The organism is Micromonospora sp. LHW51205, assembly GCF_003315815.1.
In the GTDB taxonomy this organism is placed as follows: domain Bacteria; phylum Actinomycetota; class Actinomycetes; order Mycobacteriales; family Micromonosporaceae; genus Micromonospora; species Micromonospora chalcea.
The window spans coordinates 441597-466202 of record NZ_QMEZ01000003.1; the positions used below are offsets into that span (position 1 = coordinate 441597).

19 protein-coding genes are annotated in these 24606 nt (G+C 73.3%); 9 read left to right on the plus strand and 10 right to left on the minus strand.

Translation table 11 applies throughout. The features are described from left to right. Position 1: 1 nt before the first annotated feature. On the minus strand, positions 2-559 hold the full coding sequence (locus DQE82_RS14330; protein WP_069088452.1) for a GNAT family N-acetyltransferase: 558 nt from the start codon (positions 557-559) through the stop codon (positions 2-4). Continuing rightward, positions 556-2592: a penicillin acylase family protein gene (locus tag DQE82_RS14335; protein WP_113972944.1), complete on the minus strand. Its 2037-nt coding sequence runs from the start codon at positions 2590-2592 to the stop codon at positions 556-558. Before DQE82_RS14335 ends, DQE82_RS14330 begins: the two co-directional genes overlap by 4 nt. A gap of 228 nt (positions 2593-2820) precedes the next feature. Between DQE82_RS14335 and DQE82_RS14340 the strand changes: the two genes are divergently transcribed. From DQE82_RS14340 to DQE82_RS14355, 4 genes are read left to right on the plus strand one after another with little or no spacing between them, the layout of a single operon-like run. Beyond that, the gene (locus tag DQE82_RS14340) at positions 2821-4374 is read left to right on the plus strand and encodes an aspartate aminotransferase family protein (RefSeq protein WP_113972945.1); all 1554 of its coding nucleotides are present in this window, start codon (positions 2821-2823) and stop codon (positions 4372-4374) included. 27 nt (positions 4375-4401) lie between these two features. Then, positions 4402-5676: a lysine N(6)-hydroxylase/L-ornithine N(5)-oxygenase family protein gene (locus DQE82_RS14345; protein WP_113972946.1), complete on the plus strand. Its 1275-nt coding sequence runs from the start codon at positions 4402-4404 to the stop codon at positions 5674-5676. After that, entirely contained in the window at positions 5673-6257 is a 585-nt protein-coding gene (locus DQE82_RS14350) for a GNAT family N-acetyltransferase (protein WP_113972947.1), read from the plus strand. Before DQE82_RS14345 ends, DQE82_RS14350 begins: the two co-directional genes overlap by 4 nt. Further along, positions 6254-8038, plus strand: coding sequence for an IucA/IucC family siderophore biosynthesis protein (locus DQE82_RS14355; RefSeq protein WP_064445629.1), 1785 nt, complete (start codon positions 6254-6256; stop codon positions 8036-8038). The genes DQE82_RS14350 and DQE82_RS14355 overlap by 4 nt, the downstream gene beginning before the upstream one ends. 46 nt (positions 8039-8084) lie before the next feature. On the opposite strand, the gene DQE82_RS14360 is transcribed toward DQE82_RS14355, so the two are convergent. From DQE82_RS14360 to DQE82_RS14380, 5 genes are all read right to left on the minus strand, one after another. Continuing rightward, a complete protein-coding gene (locus DQE82_RS14360; RefSeq protein WP_043323340.1) occupies positions 8085-8987 on the minus strand; it encodes a siderophore-interacting protein in 903 nt (300 codons plus the stop codon). Positions 8988-9032: 45 nt separating this feature from the next. Further along, positions 9033-11135 carry an iron ABC transporter permease gene (locus DQE82_RS14365; RefSeq protein ID WP_069088447.1) on the minus strand — a complete coding sequence of 701 codons (2103 nt, stop codon included), beginning with the start codon at positions 11133-11135 and terminating at the stop codon, positions 9033-9035. A gap of 5 nt (positions 11136-11140) precedes the next feature. Beyond that, positions 11141-12130 (minus strand): iron-siderophore ABC transporter substrate-binding protein, encoded by a 990-nt coding sequence (locus DQE82_RS14370; protein WP_113972948.1) that lies wholly within the window; start codon positions 12128-12130, stop codon positions 11141-11143. Positions 12131-12158: 28 nt separating this feature from the next. After that, on the minus strand, positions 12159-12968 hold the full coding sequence (locus tag DQE82_RS14375) for an ABC transporter ATP-binding protein (RefSeq protein WP_113972949.1): 810 nt from the start codon (positions 12966-12968) through the stop codon (positions 12159-12161). 179 nt (positions 12969-13147) lie between these two features. Then, positions 13148-14764: a cellulose-binding domain-containing protein gene (locus tag DQE82_RS14380; protein ID WP_113972950.1), complete on the minus strand. Its 1617-nt coding sequence runs from the start codon at positions 14762-14764 to the stop codon at positions 13148-13150. 348 nt (positions 14765-15112) lie between these two features. Here DQE82_RS14380 and DQE82_RS14385 point away from each other — a divergent pair, with 348 nt between their 5' ends. Continuing rightward, entirely contained in the window at positions 15113-15970 is an 858-nt protein-coding gene (locus DQE82_RS14385; protein ID WP_113972951.1) for a hypothetical protein, read from the plus strand. A 51-nt stretch (positions 15971-16021) separates the two neighbouring features. Here DQE82_RS14385 and DQE82_RS14390 read toward each other — a convergent pair whose 3' ends face one another. After that, positions 16022-16492, minus strand: coding sequence for a hemerythrin domain-containing protein (locus DQE82_RS14390; RefSeq protein ID WP_064445625.1), 471 nt, complete (start codon positions 16490-16492; stop codon positions 16022-16024). Between the two features lie 235 nt (positions 16493-16727). Between DQE82_RS14390 and DQE82_RS14395 the strand changes: the two genes are divergently transcribed. Then, a complete protein-coding gene (locus DQE82_RS14395) occupies positions 16728-17894 on the plus strand; it encodes a serine hydrolase (protein WP_113972952.1) in 1167 nt (388 codons plus the stop codon). A gap of 56 nt (positions 17895-17950) precedes the next feature. Here DQE82_RS14395 and DQE82_RS14400 read toward each other — a convergent pair whose 3' ends face one another. Both DQE82_RS14400 and DQE82_RS14405 read right to left on the minus strand, forming a co-directional pair. Next, positions 17951-18607 (minus strand): response regulator transcription factor, encoded by a 657-nt coding sequence (locus DQE82_RS14400; protein WP_030499160.1) that lies wholly within the window; start codon positions 18605-18607, stop codon positions 17951-17953. Next, positions 18595-19821, minus strand: a complete 1227-nt coding sequence (locus DQE82_RS14405; RefSeq protein ID WP_043323327.1) for a sensor histidine kinase — start codon at positions 19819-19821, stop codon at positions 18595-18597. Before DQE82_RS14405 ends, DQE82_RS14400 begins: the two co-directional genes overlap by 13 nt. A 166-nt stretch (positions 19822-19987) precedes the next feature. Between DQE82_RS14405 and DQE82_RS14410 the strand changes: the two genes are divergently transcribed. From DQE82_RS14410 to DQE82_RS14420, 3 genes are all read left to right on the plus strand, one after another. Continuing rightward, complete coding sequence (locus DQE82_RS14410) at positions 19988-20200, plus strand: hypothetical protein (RefSeq protein ID WP_043323325.1); 213 nt, start codon at positions 19988-19990, stop codon at positions 20198-20200. A gap of 182 nt (positions 20201-20382) precedes the next feature. Then, positions 20383-21765, plus strand: a complete 1383-nt coding sequence (locus DQE82_RS14415; RefSeq protein ID WP_113972953.1) for a glycoside hydrolase family 43 protein — start codon at positions 20383-20385, stop codon at positions 21763-21765. A 56-nt stretch (positions 21766-21821) separates the two neighbouring features. Then, complete coding sequence (locus tag DQE82_RS14420; RefSeq protein ID WP_113972954.1) at positions 21822-24578, plus strand: beta-L-arabinofuranosidase domain-containing protein; 2757 nt, start codon at positions 21822-21824, stop codon at positions 24576-24578. Positions 24579-24606: the final 28 nt, after the last annotated feature.

Consider the following 24606-nt stretch of genomic DNA (forward strand, 5'->3'; position numbering starts at 1 on the left):
TTCACGCGGGCGGGTGCTCCGCCTCGAACCGCTCCCGGGTGAGGAACGCCAGCCTCGCCCGCTTGTCCGGCATGTCGATCTCCTCACCGAGCGTGAAGCCCTCGATGCGCAGGCGGCGCAGCATGGCGTCGTTGCGCACGTCCGGCTCGGCCACCACGCGACGCGCGGCCGGGTCACGCAGCAGGAACCGCATCAGGGCCGGGAAGACCGCGCCGGTCACGCCGCGCGGGTACCGCCGGGGCGGGTCGAGCAGCAGGTGCATCCCCACGTCGCCGGGCTGCACCGGGTAACGCTCGCCGACCGGGTCCGCCTCCGGCTGGTACGTCTGGAACAGCCCGATCGGCTCGCCGTCGAGCCGGATCAGGTACGCGTGGTGGGTCTCCAGCCCGTCGACGAACGCGTAGATGTCGCGTACCTGGTCGACGGTGTGCGAGCCCATGCCCCAGAACCGGTTGCGGGGCCGGATCACCCAGCCGTGCAGCAGGCCGGCGTCCCGCTCGGGGCGGAGCGGCTCCAGCGCCAGCGCGCCGAGGCCGGAAATCGACTCCAGGTGGATCACGTCGTCTCGTCTCCCGTCAGTGGGCCGGCGGGCACCGGGATCAGCGTCCCGGCGGCCCAGTGGGTCAGCTGGTCGGCGAAGTGCGGATCGCCGGGGCGCCCGGACACGCCGAACGGGACGATCCAGCGGCTGGCCGCCCGGTCGGTCAGGTCCCACACGTAGCGGGCCACCGGGCCGCGCCAGCAGGCGTCGGAGACGCCCGGCACGCTGGAGGTGGCCAGCACGCAGTCGGTGTCACCGGCCAGCGCCACCCGCTCCCGCATCGCGGTCACCGCGTCGGTGACCGCCGGGGCGACGCCCAGGTGCACCGGGTGCAGCAGGTGCCGGCTGCCCCACTCACCGGGCGGCGGGCCGGCGGCCACCTCGGCCAACGCCTCGGCCGCCGGTTCCGCGAGGTCGAACCCGGCCGCGAGGTGATCCAGCGCCAGGCCGATCCGCGCCGCCGGGTCGGTCCAGGGGGCGAACAACTCGTCGAACCCGCACGGCTCGTCGAGCGCACGCAACCCCGGGTGTACGCGCAGCCGCCGGGCCAGCGCCGCCCGCCAGGCCGCGTACGCGCCCGCCTCGGCCGACCCGCCCGCCATCGCCCGGTCCCATCGGCGCAGCCGCCGCAGCAGCGCGCGGGCGGGTTCGTCGAGCCGGCCCGGGTCGAGCCGGTCGAGCAGCCGGTACAGCGGGCCGGCCGGGAGCCGGTCGTCGGTGTGCACTGTGGACGCCTCGGCGCCCTCGGCGAGCAGCGCGCGGATCCGGCGCGCCCGGTGCGGCGGGGCGAAATCGACACCGTGCGCTGCGACGTCGTCGCGGCGGTCGTTGGCGCACACCGCCACGCCGTCGACCCGCTCGTCCACCGGCGGCACGTAGTCGCCCCGCCACCGGTAGGCCGGCTCCCAGGCCGGCACCGGCTCCCGGCGGCACCGTTCGTCGCGTACCGGGACCAGGCCGGCGACCAGACGGCGGACGCCGCCCTCGGTGTCGGCGGTGAGCACGCTGTTGACCGGCTCGACCCAGTGGCGCAGCGCGTCGGCGACGTCGGCGGCGCGCCGGGCGCGCAGCAGCGGCAGCAGCGCCTCGAAGCCGAGCCGGGCCTCCACCCGGCTCGGGGCGCGCAGCGCGATGGCCTCGCCGGTGACCCGGTCGTGGTCGATCACCGGCCCGCGCGGCGTCTCGATCACCTCGACCGTCTCCGGGTCGCCGCCGCGGACCTCGATCTCCTCGACGTGACGCGCGACCGGGGTCCAGCCGTCGGCGTCGCGCGCCAGCACCCGGTCGCCGTCGCGGCGCAGCCGCTCGCGGTAGAGGTCCTGGTAGTCGGCCATCGCGTTGGTGACGGCCCAGGCCACGTGCCCGGTGTGGCCGAAGTGCGGCAGGCCCGGCACGCCGGGGAAGGCGAGGCCGACCACGTCGAACTCCGGGCAGGCCAGCCGGACCTGCTGGTAGACGCCGGGCAGTTCGAGCAGCCGGTGCGGGTCGCCGGCGATCAGCGAGCCGCGCCCGGTGGCCGGGTCGGCGGGCAGCACCCAGGCGTTGCTGCCCGACGACGCGGGTCCCTCCACGGCGAACAGTCCGGCCGCATCGGGGCCGAGCGTGCGGGCCACGTGCGCGTGCCAGAGCTTGTTCGGGAAGGTGGAGAACAGCACGTGCTCGACGAGGAACACGCCGAGCGGCGACCAGGGGCGCCAGGGTTCGGGCGCGGCGCCGGTGGCGGCGAACTCGGGTGCGGCGGCGGCGCCCTCGGCGAGTCCGGCGTTGACCCCGTCCACGTACGCCTCGACCCACCGCCGGGTGTCCGGGTCCAGCCGTTCGTAGCAGCGCCGGGCGGTGTCGTCCAGCCGTACGCGGCGGGCGAACCGGTCCCACGCCAGCTCGGACGGTCCGACGTGGGCGGCCAGGCGGCCCTCGGCACGCCATCGTTCGACGCTGATCTGCCACGCCCGGTCGGTCGCGGCGACACGCCCCTGCAGACGGGCCAGCGCGTCGGCGTCACCGGCCCACAGTTGCGGCACGCCCCACTGATCGCGATCGACGCGCGTCACCGTCTCGGCCCGCCTCGGCGCGCCGGGCGGCGGTTCCGTTCCACAGTCAACTTAGGATAACCTCCCCTAACCGAGGGCGACCTTACCGCGACACGCGGCAGGCGCCAACCGGCGGTAGTTCCAGGACAAAGCGCACCGAGTCGCGCTTGCTAGTTAGGCGAGCCTAACCTAACCTGATCGCCGCGGCTGTGGCCGCACGTCCTGTCCGTACGACCGCTGGGAAGTCGCATGAGTTCGATCGGGAGCCCGACCGGCGCCGCGCCCACCGACACCGGCCGCGCCGCCGCCACGGCCCGCGACCACCTGTTCAACGCCGGCTCGCTCGCGCGGTACCGGGACGTGCTGGCGCGCGGCGTCGACCGGGTCGCCCGGCGGGTCGGCGAGGTGGACACGCCGTTCACCGGCGTCACGCCCGACCAGCTGGCGCCGCTCATCGGCGGCATCGACCTCGACCGGCCGCTCGGCGACACCGACGCCGCCCTGGACGAGCTGCACGACGTGTGGCTACGCGACGCGGTGTGGTTCCACCACCCGCGCTACCTGGCCCACCTCAACTGCCCGGTGGTCATCCCGGCGCTGCTCGGCGAGGCGGTGCTCAGCGCGGTGAACTCCTCACTGGACACCTGGGATCAGAGCACCGGAGCCACCCTGATGGAGCGGCGCCTGATCGAGTGGACGGCCGGGCGGATCGGGCTGGGTCCGACCGCCGACGGGGTGTTCACCAGCGGCGGCACCCAGTCGAACCTCCAGGCCATGCTGCTGGCCCGGGAGGAGGCGTACCGCCGGGCGGTGGGTGGCGCGGCCACCCGGCCGGACCGGCCGCAGGTGCTGTCCCGGCTGCGCGTCATCACCTCCGCGGCCGGGCACTTCAGCGTGCAGAAGGCCGCCAAGCTGCTCGGCCTCGCCGCCGACGCGGTGCTCACCGTGCCCACCGACGCGGCCCGCCGGATGCGCGCCGACGAGCTGGCCCGCACGATCGACAGCTGCCACCGCGACGGTCAGGTGGTGATGGCAGTGGTCGCCACCGCCGGCACCACCGACTTCGGCAGCATCGACCCGCTGCCCGAGATCGCCGACATCTGCGCCGACGCGGGCGTCTGGATGCACGTCGACGCCGCGTACGGCTGCGGGCTGCTCGTCTCCCCCACCCGCCGCCACCTGCTCGACGGCATCGAGCGGGCCACCTCGGTGACAGTCGACTACCACAAGTCGTTCTTCCAGCCGGTCAGCTCCAGCGCGCTGCTGGTCCGCGACGGAAGGGCGCTGCGTCACGCCACCTGGCACGCCGACTACCTCAACCCGGCCCGCGCGGTCGAGCAGGGCATCCCGAACCAGGTCGACAAGAGCATCCAGACGACGCGGCGGTTCGACGCCTGCAAGCTCTGGCTGACCCTGCGGATCATGGGGCCGGACGGGGTCGGCGAGCTGTTCGACCAGGTCGTCGACCTCGCGGCGCAGGCGTGGCAGCGGCTCGACGCCGACCCGCGCTTCGAGGTGGCCGCACCGTCGCAGCTGAGCACAGTGGTCTTCCGCTACCGGCCGTCCGGCCTCGCACCCGACCTGGCCGACGAGGCCAACCTGCACGCCCGCGACGCGCTGGCCGCCTCCGGCGCCGCCCTGGTCGCCGGCACCAAGGTCGACGGCGCGCACCACCTGAAGCTCACGCTGCTCAACCCCGAGACCACAGTGGACGACATCGCCCACGTGCTGGACCTCATCGCCGACCACGCCGCCTGGTACGCCCGGACCGCTGCCGCCGAGCTGTCCTGCCCGGTCGGCTGACCCCCCGTCGAGGAGAACGAGAACCCCATGTCGACCCACGACTTCATCGCCGTCGGGCTGGGCCCCTACAACCTCGGCCTGGCCTGCCTCACCGCGCCGATCGACGACCTCGACGGGCTGTTCCTGGAGGCCCGCGACAGCTTCGACTGGCATCCCGGCATGCTGCTCGAATCGACCCGCCTCCAGACGCCGTTCATCGCCGACCTGGTCACGCTCGCGGACCCCACCTCGCCGTACTCGTTCCTGAGCTACCTGAAGGAGACCGGGCGGCTCTACCCGTTCTACATCCGGGAGAGCTTCTTCCCGCTGCGCGCCGAGTACAACGACTACTGCCGCTGGGCCGCCGCCAAGCTGCCGAACCTGCGCTTCCGGCACGCCGTCACCGCCGTCGAGTACGACGCGACCGACGACCGGTACGTGGTGCGCGCCGACACGCCGGACGGGCCGGTCACCCACCGGGCCCGGCACCTCGTGCTCGGCACCGGCACCCCGCCGTACCTGCCGCCGGCCTGCGCCGGGCTGGGCGGTGACATGATCCACAACTCGCGCTACCTGGAACACCGGGAGGCGCTGCGGGCCAAGGACAGCATCACCATCGTCGGCAGCGGCCAGAGCGCCGCCGAGATCTACCACGACCTGCTCGGCGACATCGACACGTACGGCTACCAGCTCACCTGGGTGACCCGCTCGCCCCGGTTCTTCCCGCTGGAGTACACCAAGCTCACGCTGGAGATGACCTCGCCGGACTACGTGGACTACTTCCACGCGCTGCCCGAGCCGACCCGCTACGCGCTGGAGGCCGCGCAGAAGCCGCTGTTCAAGGGCATCAACGCCGACCTGATCAACGACATCTACGACCTGCTGTACGCCAAGAGCCTGCACGGACCGGCGCCCACCCGCCTGCTGACGAACACCGAACTGGTCGAGGCGGCGTACGCCGACGGCCGCTACCGCCTCGGGCTGCGCCACACCGAGCAGGACCGCGCGTTCACGCTGGACACCGCAGGACTGGTGCTGGCCACCGGCTACCACTACCGGGTGCCGGAGTTCCTCGCGCCGGTACGCGACCGGCTGCGCTTCGACGCGCACGGCCGCTTCGACGTGGCCCGCAACTACAGCGTCGACCACACCGGCCGCCGGGTGTTCCTGCAGAACGGGGGCACGCACACGCACAGCATCACCTCGCCGGACCTGGGCATGGGCCCGTACCGCAACTCGTGGCTGATCCGGGAGATGACCGGCCGCGAGCACTACCCGGTGGAGAAGAGCATCGCCTTCCAGGAGTTCGGAGCGCCGGCGTGAGCGCGTTCACCCGCGTCGACGACGCGCTGGGCGAGTTCACGCTGCGCCCGCTGGACCCGGACGCCGACGCCGCGCTGCTGCACCGCTGGGTCACCCATCCCAAGTCCGCGTTCTGGCTGATGCAGGACGCCGACGTGGCCGCGGTCGCCGCCGAGTACCGGCGCATCGCCGACCACCCGCACCACGACGCGTACCTCGGGTCGTGGCGCGGCACCCCGGCGTTCCTGGCCGAACGGTACGACCCGGCGCACGTCGAGCTGGTCGGCCTGTACGACCCGGAGCCCGGCGACGTGGGCATGCACTTCCTCTGCGCACCCGCCGACACGCCGGTGCACGGCTTCACCCGCGCCGTCATCACCACGGTGATGGCCTGGCTGTTCGCCGACCCGGCGACCCGCCGCGTGGTGGTGGAACCGGACGTGCGCAACACCGCCGTGCACGCGCTCAACGCGGCCGTCGGCTTCACCGTCGTCGGCCCGATCCGCAAGCCCGAGAAGGAGGCGCTGCTCAGCGTCTGCACCCGGGACCAGTTCCGGGCCGCCACCGGCGCGCCCGCAGGCGAGGAAGGGGCACCGGCGTGAACGCCAGCGCAGCAGTGGACCACCTGACCCCCGAGGCGTGGGCGACCGCCAACCGGCTGCTGGTGCGCAAGGCGCTCGCCGAGTTCGCCCACGAGCGCCTGATCACCCCCGAGCCCACCGGCCCCGGGCAGTGGCTGGTCCGCAGCGACGACGCCGCCGTCGAGTACCGGTTCGCGGCGCGGCGGCTGGCGCTGGACCACTGGGAGGTCGACGCGGACAGCATCGTGCGCCGCCGCGACGGCGCGGACCTGCCGCCGGACGCCGTGGATCTGTGCGTGGAGCTGCGCGGCGCGCTCGGCCTCACCGACGCGATCCTGCCGGTCTACCTGGAGGAGATCACCTCCACGCTGGCCGGGACCGCGTACAAGCTGGCCAAGCCCGCGGTGAGCGCCGCCGAGCTGGCCGCCGCCGGGTTCCAGGCGATCGAGACCGGCATGACCGAGGGCCACCCCTGCTTCGTGGCCAACAACGGCCGCCTCGGCTTCGGCGTGCACGAGTACCGCGCGTACGCCCCGGAGGCCGCCGCGCCGGTACGGCTGCTCTGGCTCGCCGCGCACCGCGACCACACCACCTTCACCTGCGCCGACGACCTGGACTACGACACGCTGATGCGGGCCGAGCTGGGCGAGGCGACGCTGGCCGGGTTCACCGGCACGCTCACCGGGCTGGGCCTGGACCCGGCCGACTACCTGTTCGTCCCCGTGCACCCGTGGCAGTGGTGGAACAAGCTCGCCGTCACGTTCGCCGGTGAGGTGGCCGCGCGCCGGCTGGTCTGCCTCGGCGAGGGGCCGGACGAATACCTGGCGCAGCAGTCCATCCGCACCTTCTTCAACGTCAGCGACCCGGCGAAGCACTACGTGAAGACCGCGCTGTCGGTGCTGAACATGGGCTTCATGCGCGGGCTGTCCGCCGCGTACATGGAGGCCACGCCGGCGATCAACGACTGGCTGGCCGGGCTGATCGAGGGCGACCCGGTGCTCAAGCGCACCGGCCTGTCGATCATCCGGGAGCGCGCCGCGATCGGTTACCGGCACCGGCAGTACGAGGCGGCCACCGATCGCTATTCGCCGTACCGGAAGATGCTGGCGGCGCTGTGGCGGGAGAGCCCGGTGCCCGGGCTGGAACCCGGGCGGCGGCTGGCCACCATGGCCTCGCTGCTGCACCTGGACCGCGACGGCCGGTCGCTGGCCGCGGCGCTGATCGACGAGTCCGGGCTGGCCCCGGCCGACTGGCTGCGCCGCTACCTGGACGCCTACCTGGTGCCGCTGCTGCACAGCCTGTACGCCCACGACCTGGCGTTCATGCCGCACGGCGAGAACGTCATCCTGGTGCTGCGCGACGGCGTCGTCGAGCGGGTCGTGTTCAAGGACATCGCCGAGGAGATCGTGGTGATGGACCCGGACGCGGACCTGCCGGAGCGGGTCCGGCGGATCCGGGCCGCCGTACCCGAGGACGAGAAGATCCTGTCCATCTTCACCGACGTCTTCGACTGCTTCCTGCGGCACCTCAGCGCCACCCTGCACACCCGGGGCGTGCTCGACCAGGCCGAGTTCTGGCGCACCGTCGCCGCGTGCGCCGCCGACTACGCCGCCACGGTGCCGCACCTGGCCGACCGGATGCGCCGGCACGACCTGTTCGCGCCGGAGTTCACGCTGTCCTGCCTCAACCGGCTCCAGCTGCGTAACAACCAGCAGATGGTGGACCTGTCCGACCCGTCGGCCGCGTTGCAGTTCGCCGGCACGCTGGTCAACCCGCTCGCCCCGTACGCGCCGCGCGGATGACGAAGCGGGCCGGCGCGTCGTGCGCCGGCCCGCTCCCGCGAGACGATCAGTTCTCCGCGCGACCGGCCCGCCAGTAGCCCATGAACGCCACCGCGCGCCGGTCCATGCCCCGCTCGGTGACCAGGTGCCGCCGCAGGCCGCGGATCACCGCCGCCTCCCCGGCCAGCCAGGCGTAGAGCGCCGCGCCGTCGGGCCGCTCCGGCACCTCCCAGAGGATGTCCCGGTCCACGTCCACCTCGGCCAGCGGTGCGGCGCCCGCCGCGACAGGTACCGGCACCAGCCGGCCGGCCAGGCTCGTCACGGCCGGGGTGAGCCGGCTGCCGTGCGGGGCACCGTCGCGGGGCAGCCAGGTCACCGTGACGCCGGCCGGGGGCCGGCAGGGCAGCTCGTCGCCGGTCTCCGGCACCTCCACCAGCGCGTGCCCGCGCGCGTCGGCGGGCAGCCGCTCCAGGATCGCGCAGATCGCCGGCGCTGCGGTCTCGTCGCCGGCCAGCAGCAGCGTCGCCCCGGCGGGCGGCTGGAACTCGACACCGCCGTGCGGGCCGTCCCAGCCGGCGTCCGGGCCGACCACGGCGATGCGGTCGCCGAGGCGGGCCCGCCGGGCCCAGCGGGTGGCCGGGCCGCCGTCGCCGTGCAGCGCCATGTCCACGTCCACCTCGTACGCCTCCGGCCGGACCGCGCGGACCGTGTAGGTGCGGATCGGGCTGCGCAGCGCGTCCGGCAGCTCACGCCACCGCGGGAACCAGTCCGGCCCGTCGGGCAGCTCCCCCGACGCGCCGTCGACCGGCGGCAGGGCCAGCTTGATCCGCTGGTCGTACCCGTTGTCGGCGAACCGGTCCAAATCCGGACCGGTGAGCGTCACGCGCAGGAACGACGGGCCGAGCCGGCGTAGCGCGCGGACCTCGACGGTGAAGACTCGCCAGGGCGCGACGGCCAGGGTGCTGGTCATGCGTCATTCCTCTCACGTGCGCGGGGTGGTTCGTCGGCGAACGGGTCAACGGGCGGCCGCGGCGGCGCGGGAACGCCACAGCAGCCAGACGAAGTACGGGGTGCCGATCATGGCGGTGACCAGACCGGCGGGGACCTGGGCGGGGGCGATGACGCTGCGGCCGAGCGTGTCGGCGAGGCTGACCAGGGTGGCGCCGAGCAGCACCGCGACCGGCAGGACGCGGGTGTGCCGCCCGCCGACGAGCGCCCGGGCCGCGTGCGGCGCGACCAGGCCGACGAAGCCGATCACGCCGACCGCCGACACGGCGGTGGCGGTGAGCAGCGCCGCCAGGCCGAGCGCGACCAGCCGGGCGCGTTCCAGCCGGACGCCGAGCACCCGGGGCGTGTCGTCGTCGAGCGCGAGCAGGTCCAGCTCGCGGCGCACGGCGGCCACCACCGGCAGCGCGACCAGCAGCGCGATCGCCACCGGCAGCACCTGCGGGGCGGTGCGCCCGTAGGTGGAGCCGGACAGCCAGGTCAGCGCCTTGCCGGTGTTCCACGGGTCGGAGGACACCACGATGAACGTGATGATCGCCGTGCCGCCCTGCCAGACCGCGAACCCGATCAGCACCAGCCGGTCGGAGTTGAGTCCCCGCCGCCGGGCCAGGCCGTAGACCAGCGCGAACGCGACGACCGCGCCGAGACCGGCGGCGCCGGACAGGGCGAGCACGCCGGCCATCGGCGCGAACGTCAGCAGCGACACCGCGCCGATGCCGGCGCCGCCGGTGATGCCGAGGATGCCCGGCTCGGCCAGCGGGTTGCGGCAGACCGCCTGCACTGTGGTGCCGGCCAGGGCCAGCGCGGCGCCGGCCAGCAGCGCCGCGGCGACGCGCGGCCAGCGGGCGTCCAGCACGAAGGTGTACGCCGGTCCGGTGCGGCCCTGCACCCAGTTGACGATGTCGCCCAGCAGCACCCAGGTGTCACCGGCGAGCATGCCGAGCACCAGCGCGGCGGTGACGACGACCGCGCAGACCGCGACGACGGCGGCGACGAAGCCCCGGGAGCGCACGGCGGCGTGGCCGCCCGGCGCCTGCCGGGTCGGTCCGGCGTCGCGGTGGCGGCGGGCCAGCCACACCAGCAGCACCGCGCCGAAGAGCGTGGTCACCACGCCGGTCGGCACGTCGACACCGGCCTGGCCGCCGAGCACGGCGCGCAGCAGCACGTCGGAGCCGAGCACGATGACCACGCCGACGATGCCGGACAGCGGCATCAGGACGCGGTGCCGGTGCACCTCGGGCACCCACTTGCCGAGCAGCCGGACGATCACCGGCGCGCCGAGACCGACGAAGCCGATCGGGCCGGCCAGGGTGACCGCCGCGGCGGAGAGCAGCACCGCCAGCAGCACGACCGTGAGCCGGGTACGACGCACGTTGAGCCCGAGCACGGTGGCGGTGTCGTCGCCGAGGGCGAGCAGGTCCAGCCGGTGCCCGAGTGCCACGAGCACCAGTGCGGCGACAGCGATCACGGGGGCGAGCTGGGTGAACGCGACCAGGTCGCCCTGCACGAGCGAGCCGTTGCCCCAGGCGAACAGGCCGATGGTGGCCTGCTCGAACAGCAGCATGAGCAGCATGGTCAGCGAGGACAGCGCCATCGCGGTGGCCGAGCCGGCGAGGATGAGCCGGGTGGTGGCGGCCTGGCCGCCGGCCGAGAGCAGCATGACCAGGGAGGCGGCGGCGAGTCCGCCGCAGAACGCCAGCCCGCCCGCGGGCAGCGCGGGCAGCGCGATCCCGAACGCGGCGGTGGAGACGATCGCCAGGTGCGCGCCCGCGTTGACGGCGAGCGTGTCCGGCGAGGCGAGCGGGTTGCGGGTGGTCGACTGCAACGCCGCGCCGGCGAAGCCGAGCGCGACGCCGACGGCCAGGCCGGTGAGCAGCCGGGGCAGGCGGGAGGCGACGAGCACCCGGGCGGTCTCGTCGTCGCCGCCGGTGAGCAGCCGGAGCAGGTCCAGCGCCCCGACCGAGGAGGTGCCCTGGGTGAGGTGCACCGCGGTGATCGCGACGAGCAGCGCGGCGGCGAGGGCGAACGCGCCGGCGACCCGGCTGCGCCGGGCGGGCGGCGGCCCGGCCGGGGCCGGCCGGGTGGCCGGCCCCGGTGGGGCGGGGGCGGTCATCGCGCTCAAGCCGTGTAGACCTTGACCAGCTCGTCGATGTACTGCTTGGCGGAGAGCGTGCCGCCGAAGGTCCAGATGCCGTTGGGCATCTTGTGCAGCTTGTTCTGCTGGACGAACGGCAGGGAACGCCAGATCGCGTTGCCGGCGAGGCCGTCGGCGAACACGTCGGTGCCGTCCGAGGCGTTGTAGAAGAAGTGCAGGTCCTGGCTCTTGAGGACGGTCATGCCCTCGACGTCGGTCTGGCCCAGGCCCCACATCTCGTCGGTCTTGCCGGTCCAGGCGTTCTTGAGGCCGAGCTGGATGCCGAGCTGGGAGACGAGCGCGCCCTCGCCGAACATCCGGATCGAGACGGTGCTGCCTTCCTTCCAGCCGTCGGCGATCGCGAACTGCTTGCCGGCCGCACCGGCGTCGGCGATCTTCTTCTTGCCGTCGGCGAGCGTGGCGTCGAAGTCGGCGAGCAGCTTGTCCGCCTGCGCGGTGCGCCCGGTCGCGGTGGCGATCATCTTCAGGTCCGAGCGCATCCGGCCGATGTTGTCGGAGGCGTCGCTGCCCTTGGTGACCAGCACCGGGACGTACTTCTCCAGCTGGGTGACGACGGCGGAGCCGCGCTCGGCCTCCATCACCACGAGGTCCGGCTGGAGGGCGACGATGGAGTCGACGCTCGGCTCACCCCGGGTGCCGACGTCCTTGACGCTCGGGTCGAGCGGGGCGGCGGTCACCCAGGTGGCGTACCCCTTGGGGTCGGCCACGCCGACCGGCATCACGCCGAGGCCGACGAGCATCTCGACCTCGCCCCACTCCAGGCCGACGACCTTGGTGGCGGGGCTCTTGAGCGTGATGGTCTTGCCCCGGCTGTCGGTGACGGTGACCGGGCCGGTGGGCGCGGCGTCGGAGGAGGACGGTGCGGCGGCGGGCTCCTCGGTGGTGCCGCAGCCGGCGATCAGCAGCGCGCTCGCCGCGGCGGCGGCGAGCAGGGTCAGGCGGGTACGCAGCATCGGTTTCTCTTCTGTGTGCAGGGATCGGTCAGGCGGGGATACGGGTCGTGTGCCGGCCGACGGGACGTGTGGAGAGCAGGTTGGTGACCGGGTCGACGATCACCTCGACGCGGATGCCGTACGCCTCGGTGAGCGCCGCCTCGGTGAACACCTCGTGCGGCGTGCCGGTGCCGCGGACCCGGCCCTCGTGCAGGAGCACGACCTGGTCGGCGACGGCGGCGGCCTGGTTGAGGTCGTGCAGCACCACGCCGACGGCGACGCCGGCGGTGTCGGCGAGGTCGCGCATCAGGTCGAGGATCTCCACCTGGTAGCGCAGGTCCAGGAACGTGGTGGGCTCGTCCAGCAGCAGGATCGCGGTGTCCTGGGCCAGGCAGGTGGCCAGCCAGACGCGTTGCAGCTCGCCGCCGGACAGCTCGTCGACCGGCCGGCCGGCCATGCCGTCGACACCTGTCACGGTCATGGCCCGGTCGATCGCGACGGGCCCGTCGGGGTCGCCGGCGCGCCACCGCTGCCGGTAGGGGTGCCGGCCGTAGCCGACCACGTCCCGCACCGTGACCCCGCTCGGGGTGGGGCGGCTCTGCGCCAGCAGCGTGACCCGGCGGGCGAAGTCCCGGGGGGACAGCGCCCGGGCCGGGGTGCCGTCGGCGAGCACGACCTCGCCGTGTTCCAGCGGGTGCAGGCGGGCCAGCCCGCGCAGCAGCGTCGACTTGCCGCTGCCGTTCGGGCCGACCAGCGCGGTCACCGCCGCGGGGCGCAGCGTGATGGCGGCGTCGTGCACCACCGTCTTGCCGTGGTAGCCCAGCCGCAGCTCACTGCCCGTCAGGCCGTCGGCCCGCACTGCTTCGCTCGTCACGCAGGTTAGGCTAACCTAAGACTCGATCATCCTGTCAAGCCGGTCCTTCGGCCCGATCTCCTCTCCCCCACCCCGGCCCCGACCCGGTCGATCATGAGGTTGACGGCGTTGTCGATCTCCGATCCGGCCGCCAACCTCATGATCAACCCGGTGGGGTGCCTGGGTCAGAGCGAGACCTGGCGGCCGCCTAGGGTCACCGTGAGGCGGCCGTCGCCGGCGAAGGACCAGGCCAGGGCACCGGAGTACGTGGCGCAGCGGGAACCGTTGGAGCCGGACCAGAACTGGTTCGAGCCGTCCACGTTGCCGACCGTCTTGTCGTTGGAGCCGCCGCCGGCGAAGCGGCAGGACGTGTTGCTCCGGAACACCGAGGTGCCGGCGTCGAACGAGAAGTTCCGTTCGGTGCTGTCGATGCTCAGATTGTTCGAGATCGTCATCGTGCCCGGATTCCGGTTGTACGTGAAGCCGTGCTTGCCGTTGCGGTACGCGATGGTGCGCCGCACGGTGTGGCTGACGGCGATGTCCTCACCGCCGAGCTTGAAGCCGTTGCGGTCGCCGTTGCCGTTCTGGGTGCCGTTGCTGAGCGTGCCGTTGCTGTACGCGAGGGAGTCCTCGATGGTCACCGTGCCGATCGCGCCGGTGTCGGACTTGGTGTAGAGGTCCCACCCGTCGTCGATGTTGTGATGCGACACCGCGTACCGGAAGACGTTGCCACCGCCCACTGTGAGCTTGGCCGCGAAGCCGTCGGCGTCCTCGCCGTCGGAGTCGGCGTTGTCGTGCGACTCCACGCTCACCATCAGGTTGTTCGCCGGCCACTGGTCGCGGGGCGTGCTGGAGGCGATCCGGGACAGTTGCAGCCCGGTGTCGCGGTTGAACCGGGTCACCGTCCGCTCGATGATGTTGTTGCTGCCGCCGACGAAGATGCCGTTGTCACCGGCCCGCTCCACCACGAGCCCGCGCACGTGCCAGTACGAGGCGTTCAGCGCCAGCCCCCGGTTGGCCGGGTCCTCGCTCATCGCCGAGAAGTTCAGGATCGGCGTCTCGCCCGGGTAGGCGTACAGGTTCTTGCGGGCGCTCGACGTGCCGTTGTTGCCGGCGGCGACGGTGACCGTCTGGGACAGGTTGTAGGTGCCGCCGCGCAGGTAGATCGTGCCGCCGGCGCCGACGCGGGTGATCGCCGCGGCGATGGTGGTGGGGCTGGCCTGGGTGCCGGCCGCCCCGGCGGTGCCGTTCGGCGCGGCGTAGATCGCCCCGCCGACCGGCGGCGGCGTGGTCGGTGGCGGCGTCGTCGGCGGCGGGGTGCTCGGGGGCGGGCTGCTCGGCGGGGCGCTGGTCGGCGGCGTGCCGGTGGTGGGGGTGACGCCGCCGGTGCAGGTGACGCCGTTGACGGCGAACGCGGCCGGGACCGGGTTGCTGCTGTCGTTCCAGGTGCCGTTGAAGCCGAACGACGTGCTCGCGTTGGTGCCGAGGCTGCCGTTGTAGCTGACGTTGGCGGCCCGCACCGACGCGCCGCTGGCGGTGATCTCGGCGCCCCACGCCTGGGCGACGGTCTGCCCGGCGGCGAACGTCCAGGTGACGGCCCATCCGTTGAGCGGGTCGCCGAGGTTCGTCAGGTTGACGTTGGCGGTGAAGCCGCCGCCCCACTGCGCGGTGACGGCGTAGTCGACGCGGCAGCCGGCGGCCGCCTGGGCGGCGGTCGCGCCGACGGCCAGGCCGGACGCGGCGAGCGCCGCCGTCGCCGCGGCCGATGTCCACAACACCGTACGACGGTGTCGGTTGATCATGATGGTCTCCTCCGGGTGGTGGTGCGGTGCCCACGCCGCTACCGGCACCGATGCCCGGTCGGTGTCAGGGGCGGGCCTTGTCGCCCGGACGTCCGTGTCATGCCGAACGCTCACGTCTCCCGCACAGTAAGCGCTTTCAGCGCAGCCTAACGACGGACGTCGATGCGGTCAAACATCCGGGGTGCGCTGAACGATCTCGCGCCGCCGTCCGTATCCACTGCCGACGGGAACATCGGCCGGAACCGCGATGCCGGAGCGGGACGAGCACGATTCCTCCAGTCGTCACTTCGCACCGTGGAGACGGCGCGGCAGCCGCCGCACCCTCCCGGTCAACCAGAGGAGAGGTGCATGGCCAGGGGTACGCGCAAGACCGCGGTCCTGAAGCTCGGCGGGGTGGGCGCCCTCGCGGCGCTGTTGTTCGCCGGTGGGCTGCAACTGGCGTCGGCGGGCGAGAACAACCCCCCGGCCACCACCGCAGCCGCGCAGACCGTGAACTGCCCGACGGTACGCGACAAGCTGCCGGCCGTACCGGCGGCGGCATCGGCCCAGGTGGAGCGGGAACTGGCCAACCTGGACCAGGAGATCGCCCGGCAGAACGAACGGCTGGCCCGGCAGGCGGTACGCCCCGAGGGCGGACCGGCGTTCATCGACAACGCGATCCTCGGCCCGCTGCGCAGCAAGCGCGTCGCCGTGCTCGACCGCATCGAGATCGCGTTCAACCGGATCGGCGCGCCGCGCCCGGACCTGGACGCGCTGGCGGCCTGCTCGCTCAACGCCCCGGGCGTGCCGAGCGCCGTCAACGGCGGCGCCGGCCAGAACGCCGGCGGCCAGAACGGCAACGCGGGCGGTCAGAACGGGAACGCCGGCGGCCAGAACGGGAACAACGGCGGCCAGAACGGCAACGCGGCCGGATCGGCCCGGACGGTCGACTGCCCGCGCGTCGCGCTGCCTGCCGTCCCGGCGGCGGCCGCGAGCCAGGTGCAGGCCGAACTGGCCACGCTGGACAAGCAGATCGCCGAGGCGAACGCCCGCCTCGCCCAGCTCGCGGTGCGCCCCGAGGGCGGACCGGCCTTCATCGACAACGCGATCCTCGGGCCGCTGCGCAGCAAGCGCGCCGCGGCGCTCGACCGCATCGAGATCGCGTTCAACCGGGTCGGCGCGCCGCGCCCGAACCTGGACGCGCTGGCCACCTGCGGCCTGAACTGAACGCCCGGTCGCGGCCCGGCGGCGCGCATCCCGCCGGGCCGCGACCCGGGGTCACAGCGGTCCGAGGACGTCGGCCGGGTCGGCGTCCAGCGCCAGCGTCTCCAGCACCGAAAGCAGCTGCCGCTCCTCGTACCGGAAGTGCGACTCCATGATCGCCGCCACGCCCTCCAGGTGCCGGGCCAGTTCGTCGGGCGGGGCGTCGCGAGCCACCGCCGCACCCAGCCCGGCCAGCAGGTAGCCGATCATCGAGTGGTCCTGTCGCAGCCGGTCCAGCGTCTCGCGCAGCTCCGGATGGCGCGTCGCGACCGCCGGGAAGAGACTGCGGTCCTCGCCCTCGTGATGCGCGGTCAGCGCCGCGCAGAACCCGTGGCAGAACAGCAGCAGGTCCCGTGTCGCGGGCCGTGCCGGCTCACCGGCGGCGAGCGCCCGCCGGGTCACCTCAAGCGCCTCGCGCAGCCGCTCGTGGACGGCGCGCATCTCCCGGCTCCAGGCCACCAGCCTGGTCTGTTCGCCCTCAGCCACGTGGCGAGGGCGAAGGGACGACGAGTGTCATCGTCGTGCTCCCTTCGATCCGGCGCCTCCATGCCTGACACGGTCTGCCACCGGCACGCGACGCTGCGCGGAGCCTAACCGGCGACGCCGGGAGCGATCAAGTAGTGCCAGCGCTACCCCGGCTCGGTAGCTGGCGGGATGGAACGCGGGACCGGTTCTGGCGAGGCTTGAGGCCGTACCCGTTCACCTCCGTCGAGGAGTTCCCATGACCCGCCGTACCTTCCCGATCGCCGTCGGCGCCACGGCCATGCTGACCGTCACCGCGCTCGGTGTGCCCGCCGCGTCCGCCACGACCACCGACGCCCGGCGTCCCGCCGCCGACGCCGTCCAGACGCGACTGGACGGCCTGGTCGCCGAGCACGGCTTCCCCGGGGTGCTGGCCTCCGTACGCCGCGACGGCCGGGTGCGCGACTACACCGCGGGCGTGGGTGACCTGCGCACCGGCGCCGCGATCCCCCGCGACGCCCGGGTGCGCGTGGGCAGCAACACCAAGACGTTCACCGCGGTGGTCGTTCTCCAGCTCGTCGGCGAGGGCCGCATCGACCTCGACGCCACCGTCGAGCGCTACCTGCCCGGGATGGTGCGCGCCAACGGCAACGACGGGCGGCGGATCACCGTACGCCAGCTGCTGCAGCAGACCAGCGGCCTGCCCGACTACGACGAGGTCGTGTTCAGCGAGGCGCAGGATCTGGTGGACCGCCGCAGCGACTACTTCGACCCGCGCCGGCTGCTGGACGAGGCGCTCACCCAGTCGCGGCGCTTCCCGCCGGGTCAGAAGTGGGAGTACAGCAACACCAACTTCGTGCTGGCCGGGCTGATCATCGAGCGGGTCACCAAGCGTCCGGTGGGTGAGGAGATCACCCGGCGGATCATCGAGCCGCTGCGGCTGCGTGACACGTACTGGCCGCAGACCGGCGAGCAGGACCTGCCGGGCCGCCTGCCGCGCGGATACGTGGCGGTGGAGCCGGGCGCGCCGTGGGTCGACGTGACCCGGATGGACCCGTCGCTGGGCTGGGCCGCCGGTCAGCTCGTCTCCACGCCGTCGGACCTGCGCACGTTCTTCGAGGCGCTGCTGGCGGGCAAGCTGCTCAAGCCGGCCCAGCAGGCGGCGCTGACGCGCACGGTGCCGGCGCCCGACTTCGAGCCCAACGGGGTGTGGGAGTACGGCCTGGGCATCGCCCGGCACGAGCTGCCCTGCGGCGGCCACGCCTGGGGGCACGGCGGCGACATCCAGGGCTTCGAGACGCGCAACCTGTCCACCACCGACGGGCGCAGCGCCGTGGTCGCGGTGACCGCGCTGCCGACCAGCCTGGAGATGCTGGAGGCGGTCACCAGCACCGTCGACGCGGCCCTGTGCGGCACCCGCCGCTGATCCGGCCGACCCGTCCGCGCGCCGCCTCACCGCGAGGCGGCGCGCGTGCGTGTGCGCTACCGGCGGCCGTCGTCGAGGTAACGCAGCACCGCGGTGACCCGGCGGTCGGCGCGGTCGTCCGGCGGCAGGCTCAGCTTGGCGAAGATGCTGCGGATGTGCTTGTGCACAGCGCCCTCGGTGACGAACAACCGCTCGGCGATCGCGCCGTTGCCCAGCCCTTCGGCCATCAGCGCCAGCACCTCGTGCTCACGCGGCGACAGCTCGGCCAGCGCGGTGTCCGGCCGCCGGTTGCGGGCGAGCAGCTGCCCGACCACCTCGGGGTCGATCACGCTGCCGCCGCCCGCGACGCGGTGCAGCGCGGCGAGGAACTCCTCGACCCGGCCCACCCGCTCCTTGAGCAGGTAGCCGAGCCCGGAGGCGCCAACCGCGAACAGCTCGGTGGCGAACGCCTGCTCGACGTACGCGGACAGGACCAGCACCGCGAGGCCGGGACGGCGGCGGCGGGCCTCGACCGCGGCGACGATGCCCTCGTCGGTGTGAGTGGGTGGCATCCGCACGTCGACGATCGCCACGTCCGGCCGGTGCTCGTCGACAGCGGTCAGGAACTCCCCGGGCGTGCCGGCGGTGGCCACCACGTCCAGGTCCTCGGCGCGCAGCAGCAGCGCCAGCCCCTCGCGCAGCAGCGCGTCGTCCTCGGCGATCACGATCCGCATGGCAGCTCCACGTGCATCCTCGTCGGTCCTCCCGGTGGACTGGTGAGCGTCATCCGCCCGTCGTACGCCTCGACCCGCCGGCGGATGCCGGTCAGCCCCGAGCCGCGCGTCTCGTCGGCGTCCCCGCGCCCGTCGTCGGTGATCGTCACCAGCAGCCGGTCCCGTTCCCGGCGCACGACGACCTCGACGCCGTCCGCGCCGCTGTGCCGGACCACGTTCGTGAGCGCCTCGGCCACCACGAAGTACGCGGTGGCCTCCACCGAGGCCGCGCAGCGCACGTCGACGTCCACCGACAGGCGGCACGGCACCGCGCACTCCGCCGCGAGTCCGGCGAGCGCCCCGGCCAGTCCCCGGTCGCCGAGCACCGGCGGCAGGATGCCGCGCACCACCGTACGCAGCTCGCCGAGCGCCTGCTCGGCCGCGTCCTGCGCGCGTTCCAGGATCTCGTCGGCGCGGTCCGGATCTCGGCGCACCGCCCGCCGGGCGGCGCCGAGCAGCACGTTCACCGCGACCAGCCGGTTCTGGGTGCCGTCGTGCAGCGAACGCTCGATCCGGCGCAGCTCCACCGCGTGCGCGTCGAGCGCGGCGGCCCGGGTGGCGGTGAGTTCGGCGACGCGCAGCGACAGGTCGAACCCGGGCGGCGGGGGCAGCAGCCGCCGGCCCGGCCGGGCCTGGATCCGCGCGAGCGCCGGGCCGGTCGTGACCGCGAGAAGCAGCCAGCCGACCCCGAGCACGGCGACCGCGAGCGCGTCGCCGAGCCCGTCGATGTGCCACCAGCCGATGCCGGGCGCGCCGGCCTCCGGCGGCACCAGCCGGTACCAGAGCGGGAACGTCATGTCCTGCACGGCGTAGATCGGCAGCACCAGCGCGAGCAGCCCGGCCCCGAAGCCGAGCGTCCCGTGGACGGCCACCCAGCGCAGCTCCCGCCGTACCACCGGGTCGCGCAGCGCCGCGCGCACCCCGGCCGGGACCGGGCCGGGCGCCGGTATCGGCGTCCCCCACCGGGACAGCCGGGCGCGCTCGCGGTCGGCCACCGACCGCACGGCCTGCAGCAGTCCGGGTACGAGCAGCAGCCCGACCCCGCCGACGCACGCCGCCGCGACGACGAGCGTCCCGAGCAGCGTGCCCAGGGCCAGCACTGCGGTGCCCAGCCCGCCGACGAGGTGCTCCAGAGCGGCCACCGCCACGCGGAACCGCCGCCGCACGTACTCCATCCCGGCCCACCCCCGGGCGAAACGATAGGTCACCGCTGTCGCCGCCCGGCAGGCCCGGGCGCGGAAAGTACAGCCTGCTGTACCACGACTGTCGTGCTGGCGGGATCGTTACCGGCCGCTCCCGTCCCTACTGTCGGTGGTAGCAGAAATCATCGAGGAGGCAGCCGTGAACGACCTGGACCGTACCGCCGAGACCGCCGCCGCCCCGTCGTCGATTACCCGGATGCGCCCGCTGCTCTGGCTGGTGCTCATCGTGAGCGTGGCCGCGAACGTGGTGCTGTCGAGCGTCGTCGGCAACCCGTGGGCCGGTTCCGCCTTCGGCGCGCTGGCGCTGCTGAGCGGTGGGACGCTTGCCGTCGACCACTACCGCAACCGCTGATCTTTCGCCGGCCGGGCGCCGGACAGCCGCCGCAGGGCGGGCCGCGAGAACGAGCGGCCCGCCCTGCGGCGTTCGCGTCAGCGCTGCGAATCAATTGACAGTCAGCTATATGAACGCCAGGCTAAGGGGGATTGTTAGCGTTAACGCGGCCGTCATCTCCACCGCAGAGAAAGGCCCCCGTCGTGCCCCTGACCCGACGCGCGTTCACAGTCGGCGCCCTGTCCGCGGCTGCCGCCGCCTCCGGCGCGCTCAGCCTGCCCCGCGGCGCGTTCGCGGCGGCGAACACCGCCTACGCGATGGCCTACTTCACCGAGACGCCGAACGGCCTCGGCGCCGACTACGGCCTGCACCTGGCCGTCAGCCGGGACGGGCTGAACTGGACTCCGCTGAACCAGAACAACCCGGTGGTCACCCCGACCGCCGGGCAGCTCGGCCTGCGCGACCCGTTCGTGCTGCGCAGGACCGACGGCACCTTCGTGGTGCTGGCCACCGACCTCAAGGGCACCAACTGGGGGCTGACCAGCCAGTACCTGCACGTGTGGGACTCGGCCGACCTGACCGCGTTCACCGGCTACCGGCGCATCCGGATGCACACGCTCGACACCCACACCTGGGCGCCGACCGCGTTCTGGGACGCCGCCCGTGGGCAGTACGCCATCGTCTACTCCGCCAACAACGGCCGGGACGTACTGTTCGTCAACTACACGAGCGACTTCCGCACCGTCAGCGCGTCGCAGGTCTACTTCAGCCCCGCCTTCGGCGTGCTCGACGGCGACGTGGTGGTCGACGGTGGCACCACGTACCTCTACTACAAGAACCTCGACGACGGATATCTCTACGGCGCCCGCTCCACCACCGCCGCGCCGAACAGCTTCACCACGTACACCAGCGGGCTGCGGCAGGGCAACGCGATCGAGGCGCCGCTGCTGCTGCGCACGAACGAGGGCGGCTGGCGGCTGTGGGGCGACTCGTTCAGCCCGGTCAACAACGACTACTACGCCTGGTCCACGACGACCATCTCCGGCAACTCGTGGACGCCGCTGAACCAGCGCGACTACACACCGCCGCTGAACTCCAAACACGGCTCGATGATCGGCATCACCGACGCCGAGTACGCCGGGATGGTCAACCGCTGGGGCACGCCGAACTGGGTCCGGCTCAAGTCGTCGAACTTCCCCGACCGCTACGTGCGGCACGCCGACCGGATCGCCCGCGTCGACGCGTACCCGTTCGACCCGTACCAGGACCAGATGTGGCGGATGGTCCCCGGCCTGGCCGACGCCGCCGGCGTCTCGTTCGAGTCGGTCAACTACCCCGGCAACTACCTGCGGCACTACGACTACGCGGTCCGGCTGGACCCGAACGACGGCACCGCCACGTTCCGCGCCGACGCCACCTTCCACCGCACCGCCGGCCTGGCCGACGCCACCTGGTCGTCGTTCCGCTCGTACAACCACCCCACCCGTTACCTGCGGCACTACGACTACCGGCTGCGCATCGACCCGCTCGGCGCCGGCTCCCCCGCGGTCGACCGGCAGGACGCCACCTTCCGGGTCACCGCGTAGCCGTTCCCCACCACCGCCGTTCCCACCACCACCGTCCCCCGCCACGGAGGCCGTCCATGCCCGCTCCCCTGGTGAACCGCCGATTCCTGCTCCGCGCCACCGGCGCCACCGCCGTCGCGGCGACCGCCGGCGCCGCCGCCGGGTCCGTCACCGCAGGCGGTACGGCGCACGCCGCGCTGCCACCGGCCCGCCCCGACATCGGCGTGTCCGCGTACGCGTTCGACCCGGGCCAGGTCCGGCTGACCGCGAGCCGGTGGCAGGACAACGAGAACCGCACAGTGGCGTACCTGCGCTTCGTGGACGTCAACCGGCTGCTCTACAACTTCCGGGCCAACCACCGCCTGGCCACCGGCGGCGCCGCCGCCAACGGTGGCTGGGACGCGCCGAACTTCCCGTTCCGCACCCACATGCAGGGTCACTTCCTGACCGCCTGGGCGCAGGCGTGGGCGGTGCTCGGCGACACCACCTGCCGGGACAAGGCGCTCACCATGGTCGCCGAGCTGGCCCGCTGCCAGGCCAACAACGGCGCGGCCGGGTTCAGCGCCGGCTACCTGTCCGGCTTCCCGGAGTCCGACTTCGCCGCGCTGGAGGCCCGGACGCTCAGCAACGGCAACGTCCCCTACTACTGCATCCACAAGACGCTGGCCGGGCTGCTGGACGTGTGGCGGCTGATCGGCAGCACCCAGGCCCGGGACGTGCTGCTGGCGCTGGCCGGCTGGGTCGACCAGCGCACCGGCCGGCTCACCTCGGCCCAGATGCAGGCCATGCTCGGCACCGAGTTCGGCGGCATGAACGCGGTGCTGACCGACCTCTACCAGCAGACCGGCGACGGGCGGTGGCTCACCGTCGCGCAGCGGTTCGACCACGCCGCCGTGTTCAACCCGCTCGCCGCCAACTCCGACCAGCTCAACGGGCTGCACGCCAACACGCAGGTGCCCAAGTGGATCGGCGCGGCCCGGGAGTACAAGGCCACAGGCGTCACCCGCTACCGGGACATCGCCACCAACGCGTGGGCCATCACCGTCGGCGCGCACACGTACGCCATCGGCGGCAACAGCCAGGCCGAGCACTTCCGTGCCCCGAACGCGATCGCCGGCTACCTGCGCAACGACACGTGCGAGGCGTGCAACACGTACAACATGCTCAAGCTGACCCGGGAGCTGTGGCAGCTCGACCCGGACCGGGTCGCGTACGCCGACTTCTACGAACGCGCGCTGCTCAACCACATGATCGGCCAGCAGAACCCGGCCGACGCGCACGGCCACGTCACGTACTTCACCCCGCTCAACCCGGGCGGGCGGCGCGGTGTCGGCCCGGCGTGGGGCGGCGGCACCTGGAGCACCGACTACAACTCCTTCTGGTGCTGTCAGGGCACCGGGCTGGAGACCAACACCACGCTCGCGGACGGGATCTACTTCCACAACGGCACCACGCTGACCGTCAACCTGTTCATGCCCTCGGTGCTCACCTGGAGCCAGCGCGGCATCACCGTCACCCAGGCCACCTCGTACCCGGTCGGCGACACCACGAGGCTGACCGTCACCGGCTCGGTGGCCGGGTCGTGGACGATGCGGATCCGGATCCCGGCGTGGACCAGCGGGGCGAGCGTCAGCGTCAACGGCGTCGCGGCCGGCATCGCCACCACGCCCGGGAGCTACGCCGTCCTGACCCGCGACTGGACCTCCGGCGACACGGTCACGGTCCGGCTGCCGATGCGGGTGGCGACGGTGGCCGCCAACGACGACGCCGCGGTCGCCGCGATCACGTACGGGCCGGTGGTGCTCTCCGGCAACTACGGCAACACCACGCTGAGCGCCCTGCCGACGGTGGACCCCGCCTCGGTCACCCGTACCGGCACGGGCAGTCTCGCGTTCACCGCCCGGGCCGACGGCGCCACCGTCGGCCTCGGCCCGTTCTACGACGCCCACGGGCACAACTACACGGTCTACTGGCGGGTCGGCACGGGCAGTGGTGGCGGCGGCGAGGCGAGTTTCCGGCTGGCGAACGCGGCGAGCGGGCTGGTGCTCGGGATCCAGAACATGTCCACCGCAGACGGCGGGCTCGCGCTGCAGTGGGGTGACACCGGCACCGCCGACCACGACTGGCAGCTCGTGGTCGACGGGTCGGCGCTACGGCTGCGCAACGTCAACAGCGGCAAGGTGCTGGGCGTGGAGAACATGTCCACCGCCGACGGCGCCCGGATCCTGCAGTGGGCGGACAACGGCACCGCCGACCATCTCTGGGCCGTCGTCGACGTCGGCGACGGCAGCCACAAGCTGCGCAACGTGCACACCGGCAAGCTGCTCGGCATCTCCGGCGGCTCGACCGCGCAGGGCGCGTTCGCCGTGCAGGACCCGGACAACGGCAGCCTGGACAACCAGTGGCGGTTCCTGCCCAACGGCGCGCGGCGGATCCAGAACCTCGGCAGCGGGCTGGTGCTCGGCGTGCAGAACATGTCCACCGCCGACGGCGGGCCGGTCATCCAGTGGGGCGACACCGGGACCGCCGACCACCTCTGGACCGCGCTCGTGGACACCGGTGGCTACCTGCGGCTGCGCAACGGCAACAGCGGCAAGGTGCTGGGCGTCGAGGGCGCCTCGACAGCGGCCGGCGCCCGGATCGTCCAGTGGGCCGACAACGGCGCCGCCGACCACAGGTGGCGGCTGCGGCACGGCGGCGGCGGCTGGTTCCGGATCCAGTGCGCGAACGGGGGCCGCGTGCTCGGCCTCAGCGGCGGCTCGGGCACCCAGGGCGCGCAGGCGGTCCTCGCCGACGACACCGGCGCCGCCCACCAGCGCTGGCGCTTCCTCTGACCCACCCACCCCCGCCGCCCCAGCTCGC